This window comes from Calorimonas adulescens (genome assembly GCF_008274215.1).
In the GTDB taxonomy this organism is placed as follows: domain Bacteria; phylum Bacillota; class Thermoanaerobacteria; order Thermoanaerobacterales; family UBA4877; genus Calorimonas; species Calorimonas adulescens.
This window is the reverse complement of the sequence record NZ_VTPS01000016.1, coordinates 1-24,605: the sequence shown is the minus strand read 5'-3', so window position 1 is coordinate 24,605 and position 24,605 is coordinate 1. Positions and strand designations below refer to the sequence as shown.

24 protein-coding genes are annotated in these 24,605 nt (G+C 38.3%); 10 read left to right on the top strand and 14 right to left on the bottom strand.

Going from position 1 to position 24,605, the window contains the following annotated elements; genetic code table 11:
• Window positions 1-97: 97 nt before the first annotated feature.
• The 9 genes from FWJ32_RS10120 to FWJ32_RS10080 all read right to left on the bottom strand — a co-directional run bounded on the left by FWJ32_RS10120 (window position 98) and on the right by FWJ32_RS10080 (window position 8,406).
• The gene (locus tag FWJ32_RS10120) at window positions 98-1,882 is read right to left on the bottom strand and encodes an NADH-dependent [FeFe] hydrogenase, group A6 (protein WP_149545838.1); all 1,785 of its coding nucleotides are present in this window, start codon (window positions 1,880-1,882) and stop codon (window positions 98-100) included.
• 15 nt (window positions 1,883-1,897) lie between these two features.
• Window positions 1,898-3,700, bottom strand: a complete 1,803-nt coding sequence (gene nuoF, locus FWJ32_RS10115) for an NADH-quinone oxidoreductase subunit NuoF (protein WP_149545837.1) — start codon at window positions 3,698-3,700, stop codon at window positions 1,898-1,900.
• 12 nt (window positions 3,701-3,712) lie between these two features.
• Window positions 3,713-4,615 (bottom strand): ATP-binding protein, encoded by a 903-nt coding sequence (locus FWJ32_RS14020; RefSeq protein WP_162523594.1) that lies wholly within the window; start codon window positions 4,613-4,615, stop codon window positions 3,713-3,715.
• 16 nt (window positions 4,616-4,631) lie between these two features.
• Window positions 4,632-5,117, bottom strand: coding sequence for an NADH-quinone oxidoreductase subunit NuoE (gene nuoE / locus FWJ32_RS10105; protein ID WP_149545835.1), 486 nt, complete (start codon window positions 5,115-5,117; stop codon window positions 4,632-4,634).
• 186 nt (window positions 5,118-5,303) lie between these two features.
• On the bottom strand, window positions 5,304-6,005 hold the full coding sequence (locus FWJ32_RS10100) for a PHP domain-containing protein (protein WP_149545834.1): 702 nt from the start codon (window positions 6,003-6,005) through the stop codon (window positions 5,304-5,306).
• The gene (locus FWJ32_RS10095; RefSeq protein WP_238988853.1) at window positions 6,002-6,334 is read right to left on the bottom strand and encodes a DRTGG domain-containing protein; all 333 of its coding nucleotides are present in this window, start codon (window positions 6,332-6,334) and stop codon (window positions 6,002-6,004) included. Before FWJ32_RS10095 ends, FWJ32_RS10100 begins: the two co-directional genes overlap by 4 nt.
• Window positions 6,321-7,637, bottom strand: coding sequence for a [Fe-Fe] hydrogenase large subunit C-terminal domain-containing protein (locus FWJ32_RS10090; RefSeq protein ID WP_203227719.1), 1,317 nt, complete (start codon window positions 7,635-7,637; stop codon window positions 6,321-6,323). The genes FWJ32_RS10095 and FWJ32_RS10090 overlap by 14 nt, the downstream gene beginning before the upstream one ends.
• Window positions 7,637-8,062: an ATP-binding protein gene (locus tag FWJ32_RS10085; protein WP_149545832.1), complete on the bottom strand. Its 426-nt coding sequence runs from the start codon at window positions 8,060-8,062 to the stop codon at window positions 7,637-7,639. The genes FWJ32_RS10090 and FWJ32_RS10085 overlap by 1 nt, the downstream gene beginning before the upstream one ends.
• The gene (locus tag FWJ32_RS10080; RefSeq protein ID WP_149545831.1) at window positions 8,059-8,406 is read right to left on the bottom strand and encodes a hypothetical protein; all 348 of its coding nucleotides are present in this window, start codon (window positions 8,404-8,406) and stop codon (window positions 8,059-8,061) included. Before FWJ32_RS10080 ends, FWJ32_RS10085 begins: the two co-directional genes overlap by 4 nt.
• A gap of 111 nt (window positions 8,407-8,517) precedes the next feature.
• Between FWJ32_RS10080 and FWJ32_RS10075 the strand changes: the two genes are divergently transcribed.
• The 5 genes from FWJ32_RS10075 (at window position 8,518) to FWJ32_RS10055 (ending at window position 15,203) form a co-directional block, all read left to right on the top strand.
• Window positions 8,518-9,219, top strand: a complete 702-nt coding sequence (locus tag FWJ32_RS10075; RefSeq protein ID WP_149545830.1) for an endonuclease III domain-containing protein — start codon at window positions 8,518-8,520, stop codon at window positions 9,217-9,219.
• A 66-nt stretch (window positions 9,220-9,285) separates the two neighbouring features.
• On the top strand, window positions 9,286-10,989 hold the full coding sequence (gene polX / locus FWJ32_RS10070; RefSeq protein ID WP_149545829.1) for a DNA polymerase/3'-5' exonuclease PolX: 1,704 nt from the start codon (window positions 9,286-9,288) through the stop codon (window positions 10,987-10,989).
• An 18-nt stretch (window positions 10,990-11,007) separates the two neighbouring features.
• Window positions 11,008-12,177, top strand: a complete 1,170-nt coding sequence (locus FWJ32_RS10065; protein WP_162523593.1) for an iron-containing alcohol dehydrogenase — start codon at window positions 11,008-11,010, stop codon at window positions 12,175-12,177.
• Window positions 12,178-12,254: 77 nt separating this feature from the next.
• Window positions 12,255-13,337 carry an Mrp/NBP35 family ATP-binding protein gene (locus FWJ32_RS10060; protein ID WP_149545827.1) on the top strand — a complete coding sequence of 361 codons (1,083 nt, stop codon included), beginning with the start codon at window positions 12,255-12,257 and terminating at the stop codon, window positions 13,335-13,337.
• 147 nt (window positions 13,338-13,484) lie between these two features.
• On the top strand, window positions 13,485-15,203 hold the full coding sequence (locus tag FWJ32_RS10055) for a thioredoxin domain-containing protein (protein WP_149545826.1): 1,719 nt from the start codon (window positions 13,485-13,487) through the stop codon (window positions 15,201-15,203).
• Here FWJ32_RS10055 and FWJ32_RS10050 read toward each other — a convergent pair.
• Genes FWJ32_RS10050 through FWJ32_RS10040 form a run of 3 tightly spaced genes read right to left on the bottom strand, consistent with a single transcriptional unit; the run spans window position 15,196 to window position 17,831 of the window.
• On the bottom strand, window positions 15,196-15,999 hold the full coding sequence (locus FWJ32_RS10050; RefSeq protein ID WP_203227702.1) for an ABC transporter ATP-binding protein: 804 nt from the start codon (window positions 15,997-15,999) through the stop codon (window positions 15,196-15,198). The two genes, FWJ32_RS10055 and FWJ32_RS10050, sit on opposite strands and share 8 nt — an antisense overlap.
• 13 nt (window positions 16,000-16,012) lie before the next feature.
• A complete protein-coding gene (locus FWJ32_RS10045) occupies window positions 16,013-16,786 on the bottom strand; it encodes an ABC transporter permease (protein WP_149545825.1) in 774 nt (257 codons plus the stop codon).
• Between the two features lie 19 nt (window positions 16,787-16,805).
• On the bottom strand, window positions 16,806-17,831 hold the full coding sequence (locus FWJ32_RS10040; RefSeq protein ID WP_149545824.1) for an ABC transporter substrate-binding protein: 1,026 nt from the start codon (window positions 17,829-17,831) through the stop codon (window positions 16,806-16,808).
• 125 nt (window positions 17,832-17,956) lie between these two features.
• Here FWJ32_RS10040 and FWJ32_RS10035 point away from each other — a divergent pair, with 125 nt between their 5' ends.
• Window positions 17,957-19,156, top strand: coding sequence for an MFS transporter (locus FWJ32_RS10035; RefSeq protein WP_149545823.1), 1,200 nt, complete (start codon window positions 17,957-17,959; stop codon window positions 19,154-19,156).
• On the opposite strand, the gene FWJ32_RS10030 is transcribed toward FWJ32_RS10035, so the two are convergent.
• Both FWJ32_RS10030 and spoVB read right to left on the bottom strand, forming a co-directional pair.
• Window positions 19,153-19,614, bottom strand: a complete 462-nt coding sequence (locus FWJ32_RS10030) for a DUF441 domain-containing protein (RefSeq protein WP_149545822.1) — start codon at window positions 19,612-19,614, stop codon at window positions 19,153-19,155. The two genes, FWJ32_RS10035 and FWJ32_RS10030, sit on opposite strands and share 4 nt — an antisense overlap.
• Window positions 19,615-19,616: 2 nt before the next feature.
• Window positions 19,617-21,161: a stage V sporulation protein B gene (spoVB, locus tag FWJ32_RS10025; RefSeq protein WP_162523592.1), complete on the bottom strand. Its 1,545-nt coding sequence runs from the start codon at window positions 21,159-21,161 to the stop codon at window positions 19,617-19,619.
• Window positions 21,162-21,389: 228 nt separating this feature from the next.
• Here spoVB and FWJ32_RS10020 point away from each other — a divergent pair, with 228 nt between their 5' ends.
• The 4 genes from FWJ32_RS10020 (at window position 21,390) to FWJ32_RS10005 (ending at window position 24,476) form a co-directional block, all read left to right on the top strand.
• On the top strand, window positions 21,390-22,325 hold the full coding sequence (locus FWJ32_RS10020) for an ABC transporter substrate-binding protein (RefSeq protein ID WP_238988852.1): 936 nt from the start codon (window positions 21,390-21,392) through the stop codon (window positions 22,323-22,325).
• 12 nt (window positions 22,326-22,337) lie between these two features.
• Entirely contained in the window at window positions 22,338-23,060 is a 723-nt protein-coding gene (locus FWJ32_RS10015; RefSeq protein ID WP_149545820.1) for an ABC transporter permease, read from the top strand.
• Window positions 23,057-24,136 carry an ABC transporter ATP-binding protein gene (locus tag FWJ32_RS10010; RefSeq protein ID WP_149545819.1) on the top strand — a complete coding sequence of 360 codons (1,080 nt, stop codon included), beginning with the start codon at window positions 23,057-23,059 and terminating at the stop codon, window positions 24,134-24,136. Before FWJ32_RS10015 ends, FWJ32_RS10010 begins: the two co-directional genes overlap by 4 nt.
• A gap of 118 nt (window positions 24,137-24,254) precedes the next feature.
• A complete protein-coding gene (locus FWJ32_RS10005) occupies window positions 24,255-24,476 on the top strand; it encodes a NifU family protein (RefSeq protein WP_149545818.1) in 222 nt (73 codons plus the stop codon).
• The last annotated feature ends 129 nt before the right edge of the window (window positions 24,477-24,605 follow it).

Genomic DNA, 24,605 nt, shown 5'->3' with positions numbered 1-24,605 from the left:
ATCTCCTTTAAGCTCTATGAAGATATTTTTACATGGATTGGTCTTTTTTATTCGTTTTTTTAAAAAAACTCCATTCATTTCTGAATGGAGCTTTTTGCTATTTTGCTGCTGTAGCAGCCTTCTTATTAACTGTTGTATCTTTAAAGGGATAAAGTTCCTTTGACTCATATTCTGTATGAAGTAGGTGGTGAGACGTTTCACTTAATGGTTCTTTTAGGAACTCTTCGTATATCTTTATTATTTGCGGATTTTTGTGAGATTTTCTTATGGTTTTGCCTGCATCCTCAGCGTATATTGCTTTGGCACGCAGTGCTTTTACATCAACATCCATCCTAACCCTGGATGAAACAATGGGTTGGCCACCGCCGTTAATACATCCGCCAGGGCATCCCATGATTTCAATAAAGTGATAAAAAGCTTCACCCGCTTTTACCTTGTCAAGAAGTTTTCTTGCATTTCCTGTTCCGTTTGCTATAGCTATCTTTATTTCCATACCATCAATAGTTACAGAAGACTCTCTGACCCCATCAAGCCCTCGGACTTCATTATAGTCGATTGTATCAAGGTCTTTTCCCTCTACAATATCAGCTACTGTCCTCAGGGCTGCCTCCATAACCCCTCCGGTGACTCCAAATATAACACCGGCGCCTGTGGATTCACCTAATGGGTCATCAAAATCTTCATCTGGAAGGGCATTAAAGTTTATATTAGCCTCTTTTATCATCCTTGCCAGTTCCCTGGTTGTGATGACTGCATCCACGTTTTTCATGCCATAAAAGGTCATTTCTGGCCTTTCTATCTCATATTTTTTGGCTGTGCATGGCATTACGGAAACAACGAATATTTTCTCTGGAACTATACCGACTTTTTGCGCATAATAGGTCTTTATTATAGCCCCAAGCATCATATGAGGTGATTTGCAACTGGACAGATTTTCAATAAATTCTGGATAGTATTCCTCACAAAACTTTACCCATCCAGGGCTGCAAGAGGTTATAAGAGGAAGAGGGCCGCCGTTTTTCAATCTTTTGAGTAGCTCGTTTCCTTCTTCCATAATTGTGAGGTCGGCTGCAAAATCAGTGTCAAATATCCTGTCAAATCCAAGTCTTCTAAGTGCTGCTGCCATTTTACCGGTTACCAGTGTACCGATGGGATAACCGAATTCTTCTCCAAGAGCTGCCCTCACTGCTGGCGCAGTCTGTACGACTACATGAGTGTCAGGGTCGTTTAAGGCATTCCATACCTTTTCAATGCTGGATTTTTCTCTCAAAGCACCTGTGGGGCATGATATAAGGCATTGACCACAGTTTATACAGGGTGATTCGTTCAAACTTCTGCCAAAAACAGGAGATACGACAGATTTAAAACCTCTATTGTTAATACCTATAGCATATACGGTCTGTTCATTGCAGGCAGCGATACACCTTCTGCAGAGTACACACTTATTAGGATCCCTTACAATGGAAGGAGACAAATCATCAATAGGGTAGTGAATATTCTCGCCATCAAAGCTGATCTCATTTATGTTAAGTTCATCAGCTAAGGTCTGAAGTTCACAATTTTTATTGCGTACACAAGTAAGACAATTTCTGTCATGAGCCGATAGAATTAATTCAACATTGTATTTTCTAGCTTTTCGTACTTTAGGGCTGTTGGTCCTGACAACCATACCGTCAGATACTGGATAGACACAGGAAGCCTGAAGGCCTTTTGCCCCTTCAATTTCCACAAGACATACCCTGCATGCTCCTATTTGATTTATATCCTTCAAATAACATAATGTTGGTATGTGAATACCTATTGAATGTGCTGCTTCAAGTACAGTATACCCTTTTGGCACTTCTTTTGTTATACCGTCGATTGTTACTTTTACCATCTCCATTCATATCTCCTCCCGTTATTTCTTATAGATTGCGTTAAAGGGGCAGCTTTCCATGCAAGCGCCACATTTAGTACATATCTCTTGATTGATAGAATAGGGTGACTTTGGTACGCCTGATATTGCTCCTGTAGGACAATTCTTAACACACAGCGGTCTTGCACATCCATGGCATTTTTCACTGTCGACGTAGTACTGAATGAGTGCCTGGCATACACCTGCAGGGCATTTTTTATCTCTTATATGGGCTTCGTATTCGTCTCTGAAGTATCTTAAAGTGGAGAGAACAGGGTTGGGTGCTGTCTGGCCAAGGCCACAAAGGGCTGATGATTTTATAAAATTTCCAAGTTCTTCTAATTTTTCAATATCCTCTTCCTCACCATTTCCTGAAGTTATCTTATTTAATATTTCAAGCATCCGTTTCATACCTATGCGACACGGCGGGCATTTCCCACATGACTCATCAACCGTAAACTCTAAGAAAAACTTGGCTATATCCACCATGCAATTGTCTTCATCCATTACTATCATGCCGCCGGAACCCATCATTGTACCGATATTTATCAGTGAATCATAGTCTATTGGTGTGTCCAAGTTATCTTTTGTAATACAACCGCCTGATGGGCCACCGGTCTGCACAGCCTTGAATTCTTTACCATTTGGTATGCCGCCACCAATTTCGTATATTATTTCTCTGAGGGTAGTACCCATAGGAACTTCCACAAGTCCTGTGTTGTTAATTTTGCCACCGAGGGCAAAGACCTTGGTGCCTTTTGACTTTTCAGTGCCAATGGAGCTAAACCACTCAGGTCCATTTAATATTATGGGTGGTATATTTGCATATGTCTCTACGTTGTTGAGCAGGGTGGGAGAGTTCCATACACCACTGTTTGCAGGGAATGGAGGTCTTGGCCTGGGTTCACCTCTGCGGCCCATTACAGAGTTCATGAGGGCGGTCTCCTCGCCGCATACAAAAGCTCCTGCTCCAAGCCTTATTTCTATGTCAAAGTCAAATCCTGTACCAAATATGTTTTTGCCAAGAAGACCATAACGCCTGGCCTGGCCAATTGCTATGGTTAGTCTTTTAACTGCCATAGGATATTCAGCACGGACATATATATATCCATAGTTAGCTCCTACAGCATATCCTGCTATTGTCATGGCTTCGATTACGCTATGGGGGTCACCTTCAAGTACACTTCGATCCATAAAAGCTCCTGGGTCTCCTTCGTCAGCATTGCATACAACATATTTTTGAGTTCCTTTGGCATCATGAGTAAATTGCCATTTCAGGCCTGTTGGAAAGCCTGCGCCTCCGCGGCCTCTTAGTCCGGACTTTTTTACAATATCGATGACCTCCTGCGGTGTCATTTCAGTGAGAACTTTCCCCAATGCTTTGTAGCCATCCATCGCAATATATTCTTCTATATCCTCAGGGTTTATGACACCACAATTTCTAAGTGCAATGCGGTGCTGGTTTTTAAAGAAGCTGGTTTCTTCAAGAGGTAAAAATTCACCCTTTTCCTCAATTGCTTCACCGTATACATATTTTTTAACTATTCTTCCCTTTAAGAGATGCTCTTCAACCAGTTCGGGCACATGCTCCGGTTTTACCCTGTTATAAAAGACTCCTTCGGGGTATACTATTACTACAGGGCCAAGCTCACAAAGTCCAAAGCATCCGGTTCTTACGATCTGTATCTCATTTTCAAGACCGTGTTTTTGAAGTTCTTCCTTAAATTTTTCTGCAACTGCATCTGAATTATTTGATGTACACCCAGTTCCTGCACATATAAGCACATGAGATCTATAAAAAGGCATATTCAATCCTCCTTAAAGTTGTATACTTTCTATGGTCCACTCTTTTATTGCGTGGCCATTGACAATATGCTCAGCTATCATCTTCCTAGCTTTTTCAGGGTCCATCTTGATATAGGTAACCTTATTTTCGCCTGGTCTGGTTACTTCAACTATTGGTTCGTATTTACAAAGTCCTATACACCCTGTCTGAGCTACTATGACATCTGTAAGTCCCCTTTTTGATACCTCATCCATAATTGCTTCCAAAACAGGTCTGGCTCCGGCTGAAATGCCGCAAGTGGCCATGCCAACCACGATCCTTGTGCCTGTTTTCTCCTTACGAAGCTGGACTCTTTCAAGGGCCTCTTCTCTAATCCTTTCCAGTTCTTCAAGGGTCATCATTTTATATTCCTCCTCAAAATTCTTAAGATCAGTTTCAAGTTTTTGCCTTAAGAAGTCGATAACTATCGGATTATTTATTTCCACATTCTGGAGTATTTCTTTAATGTATCTGGTGTCCAATGTGTAAGAACAAGTTTTTGATTTCAAAATAATTTTAAAGTCAATGTGTGGATTTAATGTTATCAACGATAAGATGGTTGCTCTTATATCTCCGAGAGGTGGCAGGTCTATGCTTTTGAAACTAAATGATGCCGTTACGATAGTTCCACGTGATTTTGCAGAATACAGCCTTAATTTTCCAAAGCTTCTTTTAACTGAGGCATTTAAAAGGGAAAGGCCCATACCTACATTGCGGGTATTCCTGCTGGTATAAAATGGATCAGTAAGATTTTCAAGCCTGCTATGTTCTATACCACATCCATTGTCGCGAACCACCATATAAAACCTTTTCTTTGATGGGGCGATGATTAATTTTACTATTATCAATGTTGCACGGGCTTCAACTGAGTTCTGGACTATATCCAATAGGTGCAAAGAAATGTCTCTCATTTTATTTGTATTTTTCAAGTATTTTGTCTACACTATCTGGTGATAGCTTGCCATAAACCTCATTATTTATCATCATGACAGGAGACAAGCCGCAACAGCCAAGACATCTTGTAGAGTCGATAGAAAACTTTCCGTCAGGGGTAGTCTCATTGACGTCAATGCCAAGTTTTTCTTTTATTTTATCAAGTATTAGCGCCGAACCCTTAACATAACATGCTGTTCCAAGACATACACCAATACGGTATTTTCCAGAGGGATGCAGTGTGAAACGAGAATAGAAAGTAGCTATTCCATACACCTCTGTTAATGGAACATTTAATCCTTCTGATATCTCCTTTTGTACCTCAAATGGCAAATAGCCAAATATCTCCTGAGCCTCATTCATAACAGGTATTAATGCACCAGGTTTATCTTTATAAGCATCAATGACATTATGCAATCTCTTGAACTTTTCTTTCTCCTTTGTATCCTCTAAAAGAGTGGTCATTACATCGATACCTCCTAACATTTCATTTGATAACATTATAACATAAATTAGTTTATATTTTAACATATTTAATAAAAATTTTTATAATAAAGATCCTTCAATATCGTATGTTGAGATATAAGTCAGGCAATATAGATGGCAAAGCTCCATTGCATAAAATTGAGCTACCTGTATAATATAGGCCTTTTATGATGACAATAAATAATCAATAATATAGTCTATAGTTGAATATTTGATATCAAAGTATGCAGTTTTTTCATTTATGTCTCCCAGGAAATGAGCATCTGATGAAAATAAAAACAATGTGTTTTCAGGGAAAAGTTTTTTATATTCAAGTAAATTTTCAGGTTGACTTAATTCTACAGATTTAAAATGAATATCATCTGGGACAAATCCAAGGTTTGCAATTATGCTGAAGTGAGGTCTGTCAACATGTGCAGGCACCACTGCGCCTTCATAATATCTGGCCAACTTATAGACTTCATGGAGTGAAAGGTCAACAGATCCTAAAAGGAGTTTGCTATAATTGCGTATTATATTGTCATGCTTATCAATGATAAGTTGTTCACCAAAAAATGGAGAACATGATATATCTGGAAGACGTTCCTCTAACCTCATGCCAAAATGCATTGCCCTATCCAGGTCCTTAAAGTAACACAGTACATGTACCTCTTCCCTGGATTGAACCTCAACACCTGGAATTATCATAATGCCGGCTGGATTAATTTCAAAAAAAGGTGGCAAATTGAGTACACTGTTGTGGTCAGTTATTGCTATCACGTTAAGGCCCTTTAAGCAAGCCATGTTTATTATGTTATTGGGGGTCATGGTATTATCAGCACAGGGCGAGAGGGCAGTGTGAATATGAAGGTCATAGTAAAGTCTCATATACCAAGTTCCTTTAGCCTGCATGCGATATGATAAGAGGTTAAGGATGTAGAAACTATAGGTATAGACTCCCTTTCAGCCCTTTCAAGGGTATCACTGTCTACGTTGATATTTTCTGGTATAACTATACATGATATGCCTACAAGTTCTGCTACGGCTACAATGTTTATATGTGTCTGCACTGTGATCCAGAGTGAATTTTCACTGGCATGGGACATGACGTAGCTTAACAGGTCACATATATATACATCGTTTACCTCTTTGCTAAGACCATTTGTACCGCTCAATAATTTTAAATTCAGTCTGTCTATTATCTCATTTACCTTCATTTTTATTTCTCCCTTCATATTGTATAGTTGGAGGCAGTTTTGAGGATATGTCGGCTACCTCTTTTGCGAGAGAGGATATCTTATTTTTAAGGATAAATATACAGTCCATTTCACTGGCCCAGCCCATGGCTATATCCTCAGCCAGTGCCTTGCAGGTAGGGGCGCCGCAGGCACCACAGTCAAGCCCTGGAAGAGTTGGCTCGATCTTATCTATTAGGGTTAACTTTTTTATAGCAGTGTTTAGGTCTTTGTCCAGTGTTAACCCTGATGTGGAATATATCTCCTCGTCCATCATGTATGAATCAAGATTGTTAACATCGGCAGTATCAAACGGTTTTGGTGATGAGGGGAGTGAGTCCATAATCTTTTTTATGCGATTCTTAGCTACATAAAGGTTTTCAATAGTGAGAGGACCACCTATGCAGCCGCCAGGGCATGCCAGGCCCTCAAAAAATTCAATATCATTTAACTTACCACGTTCGATTTCCCTTAAAACCTGTATACAATTGTGTATGCCGTCAACATAAAGAGCATTTTCAATTTTGGCAGACCTGCTCTCTCCTCCACTTATCGCCCAGCCTATGCCTAATGATGATGAGGTAAGTTCAACTTTTATATCCTTACTGTGTTTTAATATTTTTGGTGCGATATCCTTTATGGAAATAACTCCATCTACATATGATTTTTTTGTACCTATAGGATTTTTTACTGCCGTCATCTTTGCGGCACATGGGGAAATAAAGAATACACCAATTTCGTTTTCATTTACGGCAAGTTCTTTGCTTAAATTCCTTTTTACTATTCGTGCAGCTATTTCCATGGGGGATTCGACTCTTATGATATTTGCAATAAGACCTGGAAACTCTAACATAATCAGCCTTACGAGAGATGGACATGATGAAGAAATTGCTGGTCTTTTTATATTGTTTTCTTTAAGATATTTACTTATACAATAAGAAGTGATTTCTGCTGCATATGCCACCTCCAGTATATAATCAAAACCAATATTTTTTAATGCACCCAGTATAGATTCTGGGGGTTCTTTAAATTGACCGTATAAAGACGGGGCAGGTAATGCCACCTTGTATTTATATCCATAAATGTCATCAATGTTAGTCATAAGTGCTTCTTTTGCGTGGTTAGGGCATATTCTTATACATTCGCCGCAATCAATGCAACGGTTCTCTATAATTCTGGCTTTGCCGTTTCTAACCCTTATTGCTTCTGTTGGACAACGCTTTATACAGTTGGTACAACCCTTGCATTTTTCTTCATTAAGTACTATGGAATGGAGTGTCATAATTACCCTCCTAAGAATATTTTTATTGTTACTTTGGTGCCGGTGCTGGAGGAAGTAATTTCTAATACATCAGCATTGGCCTTGATATTAGGGAGTCCCATCCCGCCTCCGAACCCCATCTCTTTGACCTCTTCTGGTGCAGTGGAAAACCCTTCCTCCATAGCTTTTTCTATATCTGGGATACCCGGGCCAGTGTCTGCGGCGGTAATGATTATTTGGGAGTTGTCTATGCATACACTTAATGTGCCGCCATAGGAATGTATTACCATGTTCATTTCACTTTCATAGCTGCATATGGCAGCTCTTTTGATTGCCAAAGGAGGCAGTCCAAGGCGCATCAGAATGCTTTTTATTGTGCTTGATGCTTCACCAGCTGTTGAAAAATCCATTGCTTTAACCTCGAAGCTTAATTTGTATGGTTCACTCATAGAGAGTCCCCCGGATTAAGCCCATTTTTATATAGTATACCGCAGGATGCAAACATTGAGTAAGATGTAGTCATGACTGGTATGGATAACTGCGAAGCAAGAGATATGATGTCATTGCCGGGCTTTTTGCCGCGAACAAAAACCACTGCCTTGATGTCACTTATTTCTGCGGTCCTTATTACTTGTATATTTGTAAGGCCAGTAAGGAGAAGAGCTTTGTCATACTTGGCTGCAAGCACATCACTTAAAAGGTCAGCCCCGCAAGCGGTCATAATTTCAATATCAGGGTCAAACTCATTCAACGGTTTTGCATCTAAAAGAGTGATTATTTGTGATAGTTTCATAGGCGCCTCCTGTTAAAAAAATAACTATACTAATTATATAATATTGCTAAAATGATTTCAATGTTTCTGATATAAGAGCATTTATGATAAAATATTCATGGGGGTATGGTAATGGACAGAATGGAAAATATGAAACTGATGGATATATATAACAGGCTATATAACAATTTTGGACCACGGCATTGGTGGCCTGCAAAAGATGACTTTGAGATGATAATTGGGGCTATTCTCACTCAAAATGTGGCATGGAAAAATGTAGAGGTGGCTATAGAAAATTTATATAGCAGAGATCTGATAGACCTTTATAGGTTATACAATGCTAAGAATGAAGAAATTATAGATGCTATAAGACCTGCGCGCTTTTTTAATCAGAAGTTAAGGTATATTAAGGCATTTTGCAAACACATTATTGATGAATATGGCGGAGAACTTGACAAATTTTTTGATAAGGATACAAAAACTTTAAGAAGAGAACTTTTGTCTCTTCCCGGAATAGGTGAAGAAACGGCTGACGTCATAATTCTTTATGGAGCCCGAAAGCCTATTTTTGTGGTGGATGCCTATACGAAAAGATTGGTTAGCTTACTGGGTATTATGGATGGACCATTTACTTATCCAAGAGTACAACAATATTTTATGTCCAATCTTGAAACGGACCTGTACCTGTTTAACGAGTATCATGCTTTGATTGATGCATGGGGTAACATAATATGTAGAGGCAAAGCCGCAAAGTGCGCCGAATGCCCTTTAAGTGACCTTTGTTCAATCTGTACCTTGGACAGGACCAAAGATAGAATCGCTCCGGTAATTTGAATTTGTGATTACATTTAAAGAAGATTATTGGGATAGATTGTTTGAAATTGAAAGAAGAGGATGTAAATGGACAAAAATCAGTTGATAGAGATTTTGAACAAGATAGGTGTCCTTCTGGAAATAAAAGGAGAGAACCCTTTTAAATCAAAGGCATATTATAATGCAGCGCGAACGCTGGAAAATCTTGATGAGGATATTGAATCTTTGATAAGAGAAGACAGGCTGAAGGATTTAAAAGGTATAGGTGATGCCCTCAATAAAAAGATTATTGAGTATTATACTACAGGCAGGATAGAGTACTATGAGAGTTTAAAGGCAGAGCTTCCGGAGAGTTTACTGGAAATTATGAATGTTCCGGGTATTGGGCCCAAAAAGATTGGTGTGCTTTATAGACAGCTTGGCATAAAGAACATAGGGGAGCTGGAGTATGCATGTATTGAGAATCGTCTGATAGAGCTTCCCGGTTTTGGAGAAAAGACGCAGAAAAAATTTTTAGATGGGATAATGCAGTATAAGAAATATCAAGGTAAGTATCTCTATTCAGAGGCTTATGGCCAGGCCGAGGAGATATTATCTTATTTAAAATCATGTAAGGACATAATAAACATTGAGGTAGCAGGGAGCCTGAGAAGAAAAAGGGAGATAATAAGGGATGTTGATATACTTGTGTCTTCCAGCAAACCGCAAGAGGTTATGGATATTTTTTTAAATGGTCCTTATGTTAGGGAAACTATAGCTGCCGGCGAAACAAAGAGCAGCATATATACACGCTATGGTATTCAGGTTGATCTGAGGGTTATAGGACCCGAGGAATATCCCTATGCACTACAGTATTTTACAGGTAGCAAGGAACATAATGTTGCCATGAGGCATAGGTCCAAGGAAATGGGGCTTAAAATGAATGAGTATGGCCTTTTCCGAGGTGAAGAAAATATCCAGGTAAAAGATGAGGTAGAGCTATATAAAATGCTGGGCCTGGATTTTATACCTCCGGAGCTCAGGGAGGATATGGGTGAGATTGAGGCTGCTGCTAATCATTCGTTGCCATATCTGATATCTGATAAGGATATTAAGGGAATTTTTCACGTCCATACTATATACAGTGATGGAAAGGCGACTATCGAAGAGATCGCATATAAGGCAAAGGAACTGGGCTATGAATATATTGGAATTACTGACCACAGTCAATCTGCCTTCTATGCTGGCGGCCTAAAAGAGGAGGACCTGCTGAGACAATGGGATGAAATAGACCATTTAAATGAGATGATTGGTGGTGTGAAAATATTAAAGGGCATAGAATCAGATATACTGATTGATGGGAGCTTAGATTACCCTGAAGAACTGCTCAAAAGGTTCGATTTTATTATTGGCTCTGTCCATTCAAATTTTGGATTATCAGAGTATAATATGACAGAGAGGATAGTAAAAGCACTCCAGAATCCATATTTGACAATACTGGGTCATCCCACTGGAAGATTGCTTTTATCACGAGAAGGATATAAACTGGATATAAAGAGAGTCATTGATGAAGCAGCAAGAAACAATAAGATAATAGAGATAAATGCTAACCCGTATAGGTTGGATATGGACTGGAGAATGTTAAAGATTGCAAAGGAAAAAGGTGTACGGTTTGCCATAGGACCCGACGCCCATAACATTGAAGGGCTTAAGGATGTTAAATATGGTGTGGGTATAGCTAGGAAGGGATGGCTTGAGCCACAGGACGTTATAAACTGCATGGACATGGAAGATATAATAAAATTATTTTGACATGGAGGGATGATAGCTATGAAATCTTTTAATTATTCCATACAAACTCATTTTTATGTAGGGCCTGGCCAATTTGACAACTTAGGTGATATTGTTAGAGATCTGGGGAAAAAAGCCTTTGTTGTTACAGGGAAGAATACCCTGAGCAGAGGAGGCCTACAGAATAGACTTTCTGCAATGCTTAAAAATTCAGGAGTTGAATATGTACTTTATACCAATGCAATGCCCAACCCCACCACGATCATTGTAGATGAAGGCTCTAAAGAATTTTTAGATTCTGAATGTGATTTTATTATTGCAATAGGTGGAGGGAGCAGCATTGACACTGCAAAAGGAATTGCTGTAGCTGCATATCACAGGAGGCCAATATGGGATTTTATGGATCCGAATAAGGAAAAGGAGAAGATAATCGGTGCGTATCCCATAATTGCGGTTCCGACCACCTCCGGTACTGGTTCAGAGGCTGATGGAGCAGCGGTTATCACCAATCCGGCAAACTCATTGAAGCCTTCATTTAAAAGTTACTATACCTTTCCTAAATATTCTATTATAGACCCTGAACTGGTTAAAAGCCTTCCGCCGTCTATGACAGCCAGTACGGGAGTTGATGCTTTCTGTCAATCACTGGAGTGTTATATAGGGCCCGCAGCGACTCCGGTGAGTGATATGTTTGCATATGAATCATTAAGGTTGTGTATAGATAATCTCCAAAAGGCATATGAAGATGGCAATGACATAGAAGCCAGGTCAAAAATGGCATGGGCGGCTGCACTATCTGGTATGGCTATGGCAACATCTGCCACATCACTGGTACATGCTTTAGAGCATCCCTTAAGTGGGAAATATAATATTACTCACGGGGATGGCCTGGCTGCTTTATTACCATCATTTATAGAATTTGGTTACAAATATAATCCAAAACGGTATGCAGAAATAACAAAACTTTTTATAAGTAATGTTGACGATATAGATGAATTGGCGTTGGCGTCAATGTTAAAAGATGAGGTCCTGCGATTTTTAGAAGCCTTGGGGAAGAGATTAACGCTAAAAGAACTGGGAGTGCCTAAAAATGATATAGAAATTTTGGCACAGGATGCCCAGAAGACCTTAGTGGGAGCCCTGAAAAATTTCCAAAAAGAAGTAACTACTCAGGACATAGTAAATATATACCTTAAGTCTTATGAATAGGAGTTGATTGTTTTGACATTTCATATTAGGAAGATTTCTATGTTATAATATATCTGCAAAAAATGGAGGTGTTGTGAGTGGATAAACAAAAAATACTTGATGCTTTAAGAGATGTATATGATCCGGAGTTGGGCAGAAGTATTGTCGAGCTCGGTATGGTCAAGCCTGAATCTATTGATATAGATGGTTCCACTGTGAAAATACGTGTGAATCTCACTATAAAAGGATGTCCATTACAGGCAACGATAAAAGATGACATAGAAAAGAAAATACTGTCCTTGGGTGTTTTTGACAAAGTAGTTGTTACATTTGGGGAGATGAGCAAAGAAGAAAAAGATGCACTAATGGGTGAAAATACTCATGAAGATAGTGTTTTTGACACCGCAAGGACCATTTTGGTTGGTTCCGGCAAAGGTGGAGTTGGTAAATCGACGATCGCTGTAAATCTTGCTATAGCGGCGTCAAAACTTGGTCATAAAGTGGGACTGATAGATGCAGATATACTCGGATTTAGCATATCAAGGATGCTGGGCATAAATGATATCAGACCTAATGCAATAGACGAAACCCATATGTTTCCAATTCGAGTGCATGACATAGAGGCCATATCAATGGGGAATTTTGTGAGTGAGGACTCTGCTGTTATATGGAGAGGGCCACTCTTATCAAACATATTACAGCAATTTATGTATAATGTCCAGTGGGGAGATATAGACTATATGTTTGTAGATCTTCCACCAGGAACAGGTGATGTGCCGCTATCAATAATGCAGTTGATACCGCAAAGCTACCTTCTTTTGACAACTACACCTCAATCTGCAGCATCTCATGTGGCTGGTAGACTGGGTAAAATGGCTCAAAAGGTTGGGGTTGATATACTTGGTGTGGTAGAAAATATGTCGTATTTTGAGTGCCCCGACTGTGGCAGCAGGCACTATATATTTGGTGAAAAAGAATCAGAAAAGCTGGCAAAAGAGTTAAAGACTATGGTCTTAGGTGAAATACCTATAATAACGGATATAAGGGAAAAGAGCGATACAGGTAAGCCAATAGCACTGGAAGATAGTAATCCTGTAGCTGAAATATATAAAGAGGTTTTTCGCAATATTGATAGGCGTTGCACAGAAATTGACGAGTCTTATGCAAGCGTGAAAAGATGACGTTTTAGAGCCCATACAATCATGTATGGGTTCTATTTTTGTGGTTAAAATATAACTATGATGCTTTGCCTCATCAAAATGTCAGGAGTATTAGGACATAAAGCATAACAATCAATGTTTAGGACAACAAGGAAATAGGTGGGGTTCATGGGGAAAAACTCTATAAAATGGAATGAATGGGACGAATCAGTTTTTAGTAAGGCCAGAGAGGAGAATAAACTTATACTTTTGAGTATCAGTGCACCCTGGTGTTACTGGTGTCATGTCGATGACCAGGCAATAAAATACATTAATGATAATTTTGTGCCGATAAGGATAGACATGGACAAAAGTTTGGATGCTGATGGCAGATATAAATTAAGCGGATGGCTGTCGACTGCTATACTGTCTCCCAATGGACAGGTTATTATAAGGAGGACATATATTTCACCTGAAGAATTATTGCATATGCTAAAAGAAGCAAACAGGTTATACAGGGAATTCAATGATGAAATGTCGGGAAGAGATAATAAAAAAATAGAAAAAAAGGCTATATATGTCAGAGCAATTTCAAAAAATGTATGTAATGAAATACAGGCATATATCCTTAAATCTGCCATGGATATGTTTGACACAAAGTATGGCGGCTTTGGGAAGAGACCGAAATTTTTATACCCAGAATTGCTTTCATATCTGATTGGTTACTTCTATGCGACCAATGATGAAAATATCAAGAGAGTTATTGTAAAAACCATGGATATTATGTACGGCAGTGAGGTTTATGATAGAGTGGAGGGAGGCTTTTTTAGATATGCTGCAGAGAGAGACTTTTCCAATCCCAACTATGAGAAGCTACTGGATGATAATGCTCGATTATTGTCCTTATACATAGAGGCATATCAAGTATTCAATCATCCACTATACATGAGGGTGGCTGAAGATATTTTAAACTATATAGAGAAATACCTTTATGATAGTAAAAAAGGACTGTTTTATGGAGGTCAAATTGCTGGCCAGGAATATTACAAAGCAGATAAAATAAAACGAGGTAAACTAAAAAAGCCATCAATTGATAAAACTTTTTATGCTGACAAAAATTCACTGGCTGCCGTGTCGATTTTAAAATACTATAGTATAACCGGTAAGAGTGAATATATGAAAATTGCAAAGAGGATAGCAGATAAGTTATTAGAGAAATTCATGGATAAAAAAGGTCTTATAAAACATCATCCAGAGTCAAAAGAGGCAAATATACTGGAAGATCAGGTATATGCAGCGGATTTGTTTACAAACTTATATAGCATAACCGGAGATAAAACATACCTTGATGAATCAATGAAATTAGTTGATAGGGTTATCGACGTCTTTTATGATGACAGGGATAGAGGATTTTTAGATTTTCTTCCAATTGAAGGAATCAAATATGATCAAATATCAAAGAGTTTACCTGTAAACAGTGAAATGGCACTGCTGTGCTTAAAGCTTTATACATTTTCTAACAATAGAGCATATCATCGGAAAAGTGAGGAAACGTTATTATATTTCTCCAGGATATACCGTGAATATGGGATATTTGCTTCTTTATATTCCAGTGCCGTTAAAGCATTTGTTGATGGTATATATAAATTTACATTAGTTGGTAAAAAAGATGATATACAGACTAAAGATTTATTTAAAGACTTAAGGACGCTATATTTTCCAGATGGGATTTTAGAGATTCTTGATACAGTGCGGAGGAAAGAAGAAATTGTGAAAAGAGGCTACACAATAGATGAAACCCCACACATATATATCTGCATTGGAAATAAATGCTTGCCACCGGTAAATAATGGAGAAGACTTAAATAACTTTTTAAAGAGTCTACAGACAAGAGAAGAGGTCAAATAACCTCATCTCTTGTCAAAGCTGCACTCTCTTCTATACTTTTATCTAACCCCATCAGCTCGTTTAATCTATTCCATAATTCACCATACTCAGGTATGCCGGGGAGTCTTGGTTTTTCAATATTATTGTTTATAATGTCTGCTATTTTACCCGGCTGTTTTGAAAGCACAATAATTTTATTGCTAAGTATTATAGCTTCGTCAATATTGTGAGTGACGAATATGATTGTTACATCAGTATGGTGACATATTCTTAACAACTCTTTTTGTAGTTTGTATCGTGTAGAGGCATCAAGGCTGCCAAATGGTTCATCCATCAAAAGTAATTTAGGATGAAGAGAAAGTGCCCTTACTATTGCCACTCTTTGCTTCATACCACCAGAGAGCTGGTGTGGATAGAAACCTTTGAAATTATAGAGGTTTACCAGTTCAAGATAATAATCTGTTAATTCCTTTCTCTGCATATTGCTTAATTTGGGATAATTAACCCTAAGAGGATAATCGATATTTTTTTCAACTGTTAACCACGGAAATAATTGATTGAAATCCTGAAAAACCATCATCCTGTCAGTGCCAGGCTTTGACACCTCTTTCCCCTGAAGAATAATTTTGCCACTATCAATTTTTTCATAGCCTGCTACACACCTTAAAAGGGTGGACTTTCCACAACCTGAAGGGCCAAGTATGCACAAGAAGTCATTTTCCATCAGATTAAAACTTATTTTATCAAGAGCTGTAATCTTGTTACCATTGGAAGTGAATGTTTTGCTTAATTCCTTAATTTCAAGGAAATAGTCCAAGTTTGACACCCCCCTAATTTGTCATTCCCCACTTTTTAATTGTATTTTCTTCTATGATTTCAAATATAACAGTTTCTACAATAAATCCTATGGTCACAATGATAAGTAAACCCGCAAATACCCCAGGCATATCCAGCATAAATCTTTTTTCAAATATATACCACCCAAGGCCGCTTTCTTTTGCAGTTGCTCCGAATATCATTTCGGCTGATATCAGGGCTCTCCATGACCTTGACCATCCTACCCGGAGTCCGGTAAGAAGAGATGGTAGTGCGGATGGTATCATAATGTTGGTAATAATTTTGAATTTTTTAAGACCTATGTTGCTTCCAACCTCAAGATAAATCTTAGGTATAGTCTTGAATCCTGTAACAGTATTTAATATCATAGGCCATAGTACTGAGTGTATTATAATAAATATTATTGAATTTTTCCCTGTTCCAAACCACAAAATGGTCAATGGCAAAAGTGCGATACCTGGTAGCGGGTCCATTATTGCTACTAGTGTTGTTACATATTCATTTATTTTCACGGAAATCATTGCCCATATTGAAACAATAATAGCAAGTATATCGCCTATAATCATGCCTTCCAGTATCATTTTAATCGAGTTGTAAGTCTGCAGCATCACATTGCCCTTCTCCAGTTCGTGAATTAATGTGGAAAATATATCTTCAAGACTAGGGAAGAGGAGTCTTGAGAAAATATGGGCATGAGCGGTGATCTCCCATATGGCCAGTAGAATCACGATAAAGATGATCTTTGTCAGCTTTAACCTCTTAGACATTACATCACCCCGTTGACTTTTAGCGTTGTAATTTCTCTATTTGCGTGTCTTCTCCGTTTTTCTTTCCCATCTGAGCTACAATGGTTTCAAAAGCTATGTCACTCATTTTCTCTGGAGTTTTTTTAATATAACCAGCTTTTTTCATAAATTCAGCCATTTTTAATAGACCGTAAGGTGTGGTTGAATAATTAACATCCTTCCATGTAATGTACTGTAATGTCTTTTCTTCACTTAAGTTGTATATAGGGGCCAGCATCTTAGCCGCCTCTTCCGGATGCTCATTGATATAGGCAATGGAGTCAACCAGTGCCTGGTAAACAGCAGCATAGGCCATGGGGTTGCTGTTATGAAACTCCTCTGTAGCCACAAGGAAGATATGTGTGAATTCGCCTCCAAAGGCCTCTTTTCCTGTTAGTACCTCATGAAAATCAGGATTACTTATCTCTTCAAAATAGTATGGCGCCGATGCAAAATGAGCGGCCACCTGCTTATTTAGCAATGCATTCATGGCATCGGGGTGCGACATAGAAAAAACTTTATCGTCCATTGCATGAAGGTCATTCATAAGTTTGTCAGATTCCATTTGAAGAAATATGTGCTGGGTGCTTCCTATACCCGGCATAGCTATCTTATCGTCATCTTTGAAATCCTTAATAGATTTGATGTCCGGACGATATGTGACGATGCCGTTTGGCCCACCCTGTACACTGGAAACCAGTTTAATTTTAACTCCCTTATCCCAGCTTATTAAAAAAGGTGGTGGCCCCATAAAAGCGAAATCCAATCTGTTGGCTGCCAGTGCTTCGTTAATGGCGCCTCCAGAAGGAAATGTTTGCCATACTATATTGGCGCCAGGCATGTATTTTTCTATCAGCTTATTTTTCTCCATAATTTGTGCTGGAGCATATTGAAGTCCGTATTGAGTAGCAATACGAATAGTTATATCCTGATTTGTAATGCTATGGTTTTCCTGTTTATTTGTAGAGCATCCTGCTAAAGAAAAAATTAACAGAAATATTGTTAAAAAGGTAAACACTTTTTTCATATTACAGACCTCCTTTTGCAAACTAATACATATTATTAAATTTTTTACGGTGATGTTACATGTTAACAGTATAAATTTCTTTCCTGTGTTCAAAATAATGAAAGACAAAAAAAGGAGGGCCTACTTTGCAAAAAGGAAAATACTTTGTTTTGTTTATCATATCATGGGTTCCATTTATCATGGTTCTTGGTAACTCCATGCTCATTCCGGCACTGCCGGCATTACGAAAAGCTATGGATATAAGCAGTCTACAGGCAGGTTTATTAATTACCTTGTTTTCTTTACCGGCTGCAATTGCAATCCCATTTTTAGGTTTTTTAGCAGACAGGATTGGACGAAAACCTGTAATCGTGCTTTCTTTATTGATATATGGCATAGGAGGGCTGATTTGTGGAGCGTCTGCACTATGGATGGAAAAGCCGTATATGGGAATAGTCGTCGGTAGAATAATACAGGGGGTAGGGGGCGCTGGTACTGCCCCTATAGCTATGGCGCTTACCAGTGACATTTTTACAGAAAATGAGAGAAGTCAGGCTATGGGGATTAATGAGGCGGCAAACGGGTTTGGGAAAGTATTGAGCCCTGTACTAGGTTCTGTATTTGTAATGATTAGTTGGTATCTTCTCTTTTTTGTCTATGCGGTAATATCATTTCCGGTAGCAATAGCTGTTTATTTATTTGTGAAAGAAAAGGATATGGGTCCAAAAAGTAGAATAGAAGAGTATTTTCATGGAGTAATGGAATTAATGAAAAATAAAAGGTGGCCGTTTATGGCCTGTTTATTAGCCGGTGCTACCGCATTTTTTACATTATTTGGAATTTTATCTTACGTTTCTGATGTGTTAGAAAATGGATACGGTATTAGAGGTATTTATAAGGGCTTATTAATAGCAATACCAGTATTTACGATGAGTATTACCTCGTTTATTAACGGTGTAGTGCTTAAAAAGAAGAAGTCCTTTAAGCTAACTGTAGAAATCGGTCTGATTATCCTTGGGGCTATTATGACTATAAGCATATTTGTAAAAAATATAACGGTATTTATGGCTCTACTGGGGATTATGGGATTTGGAGTAGGACTCATCCTTCCGTCATTGAATACTTTAATTACCAGCAGCGTGCCTATGGGAAAAAGATGCTCTGTTACAGCCGTATATGGAAGTATAAGATTTATAGGTGTGGCTGCAGGGCCACCAGTTTTTGACTATTTATTAGGTATGAGTAGGTGGATTATGGTAGCCGTACCAGCTGTATTGTCATTTTTAGCCCTGATTTTTTGTGCTATCAAATTGAACCAGGATATAATGCTGGAATTCAGGGACTAAAAATAGATACCAAAGAGGTTTAATAAATACAAGATCATGACGAGTATAGCACCGGACATTAATGGACCTACAGGTATTCCACCTAAAAAAGTTACACCTATTAATGAACCTATTATTATGCCTAATATTAATTGGGGCATATTATTTAGTAGGTTAATACCCTGTCCATTGAGGATGGTAGCCAAAGCCCCCGCTACCACAGATAGAATTCCTATGGGAGAGGTAATGGTTTCAGATATACTGAATAAAATATCCCTGTTTTTTATGAGTGGTATCAGAATATAAAGCGTTAAAAACAGAAGCCCCATATCCAGTCCATACTTTTCTATTACTGATAAATATCTGGATAGAGGGGTAGTTATAGTAATCAACAGTATGGCCGAAGCAACTGCAATAGTGTTTGAATGGCTGACTATCCCTAAGGTGATCAAAGCTAATAATATAAACTGGTTTTCCATATTTATACTCTCCTTAAAAACGGTAGGTTACCTATAAGATTTCCTGTCCTTAGGACACCAGTATGCACCATAATTAACAGATATATAATAAGACTTAGGAGTAAGGTAATTACCAGGCTTATTAGTGAATTTGGTATAGGGTTTAAACAGTAAAAAATTTTGAGGCACAGATAAAATACAATGGATGCTATAAATGTTTTTGCAAAAAAAACCACACCCGGAAAAATGCCTATGAACCTTCTTATGCATATATAGTCGAGTATGAATAAAAGTAAGAATCCAAGGTAATACCCGATGAAATATCCATTTATCATAAATTTAGAATTTGCTACAAGTATATAAGTGCATAAAGTCCTCATAAAAGATGCAAATAGATTATTAATAAATGCAATTGTGTGTTTGCCCATACCATTTAGTGCACTATTCATTATCTGCGATGTATAAATTAATGGAACAACCAGGGAGAACATTCTTAAAAAGATTCCGACCTCAGTATTATGGTATAGCGTTATCGCAATTTCATTGGGCAGTGAGAGTAGTGTTGTGCTTGTTATAAAGCTGATTATTAACGTATATTCTACAGACTCTTTGACCCTGTGCTCCAATGTAGCCATGTCATTTTTTTCATGTGCCTCTGCAACTGCGGGTACAAGGGTAACGGATAATGCATTTACTACGATGGATGGTAGCATCACTATGGGTAAGGCCATACCTGTAAGTTCACCAAATATAGAGAGTGATTCTTCTTTGCTTAAATTTGCCATTAATCTTTGAGGTATAATCACAGCTTCTATAGACTGCAGAAATGTATTTACAAATCTATTAAGAGAGAGAGGTATGGTTGTACCCACAATATTCAGCATTAATTTGTGATTGTTTATATGGGGGCCAGAGGTTGATGCTTTATATTTGTGCTGCCTTTCCTTATACTTGTAAGCCATGAACAAAAAGACACACACTTCACCAAGCACAGAACTGAATATTGCAGCTGAGACAGCGTATTCTATCCCCATTGGCATTACTGCATCTATAAGAAAGAGTACAGAAATTATTCGCACAACTTCTTCAATGATATTGGCAATTGCTGACGGCTTTATGTTTTGTATTCCTTCAAAATAGCCACGTATAACTGCTGAGGAAGAAATAATAAAAAGCACTGGTGAAAAGATGATAATTGGTAGCATCGTACGCTCTTCGTTTAATATGCTGGAAGATATATAGTCGGAAAAAAATATAAGTATCCCTGAGATGATGGCACTTATTGATGTGATTAACATAAGACTTAAAGAGACTATCCTGTAAGTATATCTACGATCTCCTCGGCTTAAGGACTGAGCTACGAGTCTTGAGACAGTAACAGATATGCTGCCTGTGGTGACACTTAAAGCGGTCATATAGACTGGCATTACCAGTTGGAATATACCCATTCCCTCGGGGCCTATCTTGTTTGATAGTACTATTCTGAAGATAAATCCTAATAATCTGCTTATGAGGTTAGCGATAGTTAATATAAATGCACCCTGGGCAAAGCTGAGTTTTTCTTCCAATGACTTCCTCTCCTCCATAATCTTATGGTCTTATAAATACTATGGCGTAAAAGAGACAAATATACATAGAATGTGGTATCTACTGTAGTATCACATATGCCGTGGCTGTTTAAGATGCTGTGTTTACATATAAGAAAGTTTTATCAAAATTAAAGCTATAGCAGGAATTTTAAGCTTTTTATAGAAGATATATTATGTTTAAAAAAACATAACGAGGGGTGAAAAGGGGTGCAAAGATTATTTACAGCTATTGCAGTTGTGTTTGTAGCTCTTATGATAGTGTCTGGTTGCGGAAGTACAGTTGCAGATAAAAATGCCGGAGAAGGACAGGTTGATTCACGGACTAAGTCAAATACGGAAAAGCCATTACCAGAAAATTCAGAGGTTATCCTTTCGACCACTACCAGTACCCAGGACAGTGGTCTTCTGGATGTTCTGATACCACTTTTTGAGGAAAAAACGGGATACAAGGTAAAGACCATTGCAGTAGGGACTGGCCAGGCGTTGGCAATGGGAGAGAATGGAGATGCCGATGTTATGTTAGTACATGCACCTGCATCAGAGATTGAGGTGGTCAACAAGGGTGCGGCTATGAATAGACAGCTGGTTATGCATAACGATTTTATAATAGTAGGGCCTAAAGATGACCCCGCAGGTATAAAGGGCCTTAATGCTCAGAATGCTTTTAAAAAAATAGCTGAGAACCAATCCTTATTTATTTCTCGAGGAGACGATTCTGGTACCAATAAGAAGGAGATGGATATATGGGAGGCAATCAATATTAAGCCCTCAGGTGGATGGTATCAGGAGGTAGGACAGGGGATGGGGGCCACCCTGGATATAGCATCTGAAAAGCAGGGGTATACATTGACAGACAGGGCTACATATCTGGCAAAAAAGAGCACCCTTTCTCTGGACATCCTGTCAGAGGGCAGTCCAGAGCTTTTGAATATATACCATGTAATGCAAGTAAATCCAGACTATGTCGCAAAGACTTCCCAGGATAAGGCTAAAATGATAAATGTGAAGGGAGCGAAAGCTTTTGTTGACTTCATGATAAGCCCTGAAACCCAGAAAATAATAGGTGATTTTGGCAAAAAAGAGTACGGAGAACCGTTGTTTTTCCCAGACGCCGGTAAGGATGAAAATTCATTGTCTTCTTAGGTGGTCTTGTATATGGAATTAATAACTAATGGAATAGTGCAGGGTATTAAACTTCTTTTGGGGTTTGATCCGGAAATAGTTTCTATTGTGCTTACAACTATTAAAGTATCATGTACGGCTACTCTGATAGCATTTTTGATAGGCATACCCTTGGGAATTTTTTTATCTGAACGGGTGTCTGCAACGATAAATGCTGGATATACTGCAGTTATGATATTAATAATAAGTCTTGTAAATTTTGGTATGGGTTTGCCTCCTACTGTGGTTGGGCTTGTGGTAAGTCTATTTCTATGGAGAAGTGGACCACTTGGTTATTTGAGAATTATGTATACCCCGACGGCTATGATCATTGCGCAAACTATATTGGCGCTTCCGATTATCACCGGTCTTACCATGGCTGGCGTACAGCAGATTGCAAAAAAATACAGGTGGCAAATCATCGCTTTGGGTGCATCCAGAGCCCAATATTTGTGGCTTATAATAAAAGAAGCAAGATATTCTATCATTGCAGCTGTTATTGCTGGCTTTGGTGGTGCAATATCTGAGGTCGGAGCATCAATGATGGTAGGGGGTAATATAAAGGGTTATACAAGGATACTTACAACTGCCATAGTAATGGAAAACAGCAAAGGAAATTTTTCATTGGCACTGGCTCTGGGAATCATATTACTCCTTCTTACATATACCATCGTTTTGTTGCTTACCTATTATCAGCAACGGAGGATAGGCGGATGACAGTACTGGAAGTAAAAGGTATCAGGTATTATACGAAAGAAAAAAATATATTGGATATACCCTCGCTGGAAATAGAAGAGGGAAAGACATTGAGTATAGTTGGACCTAATGGGGCCGGGAAAAGTACATTGTTGAAAGTGCTAGCTCTTTTGCAAAAACCTGATGAAGGTGAAATATTTTATAGGGGAACGGTGGTGACGAAAACCAATGCGTTAGAGATACGCAGAAAGATGTCTGTGGTGTTTCAAGAGCCTCTTTTACTCGATGGTACCGTTTATGAAAACCTGGAAATAGGTTTAAAAATCAGGAAAATACGCAAAGAAAAGAGAAAAGGACTCATTGAAGAATGGTTGGAAAAACTTGGAATATATCATTTGAGAAATAAACACGTGTCAACGTTGTCTGGGGGAGAAGCTCAAAGGGTGAGCCTGGCTAGAGCGTTGGTTTTAGAACCGGAAATACTGTTTCTTGATGAACCATTTTCTTCTCTGGATCAACCCACCAAGGAAGGACTTATTCAAGATATATACTTGGTATTAAAAAAAAATCATGTTACGACCTTTTTTGTAACTCATGATTTTAGAGAGATGCAGTATTTTTCAGATATAGCATGTGTCATGATTGATGGCAAAATAGCTCAAAAGGCAAAACCCGTTGACATATTGAATAAACCTGCTGATGAAAGAATCGCAAAATTCGTTGGCATAGAAAATATTTTTAACGGTATAATTTCAGAGATTGAGAATGATATCTATTCCGTTGTACTTGATGATAGCAAGATAAAGATTAAAGCAAACGGTCAATATGAATATAAGATAGGGCAAAAGATAAGGGTACTAATAAGGCCTGAGAACATATCACTCACTGAGAATAAACGAGGGATTGAAAACACATTTGATGGTATTATTACAGAGGTCTATCCTACAGGATATAGTTGGAAATATAAGTTTTCAGTTGCTGACAAGACATTTATTGGTAGCTTGAACACAAACAATATTGAAGTTTATCCCGGCAAAGAAGGTTTCATATGCATTAAACCTGAATCTGTTTTTTTAATTTCTAAAGATATGATATAATAATTATGGAGATTTGATTGCTAACTAAATAAAATTAATTATGCTGCATTTTGCTTTTAATGCAATCAGCAACAACATGACAAGTTAGCAAATTATAAAGGTAAGGATGGTGGATATAATGGAAGAAAAAGTGAGAGAAGCTCTTGATACACTTAGACCATCGCTGCAGGCTGATGGCGGGGATGTAGAATTAGTAAATGTAACTGAAGATGGTATCGTAAGTGTGAGGCTTGTTGGCGCCTGTGGTGGCTGCCCGTTCTCTACCTTAACATTGCAGCAGGGAATTGAACGGTCGCTCAAACAAATGGTACCTGAGGTCAAAAGGGTTTTGGCAGTGTAAAAGGGGCTGTTGCACAATGGACTAAATAGTTTATTGTGCAACAGCGCTTTTTTTTATTGCGTAAAAGCAAATACGGGTACCGAAGTACCCGTATAAGCTGTATAATTAAGTCATGAAAAACACTAAACT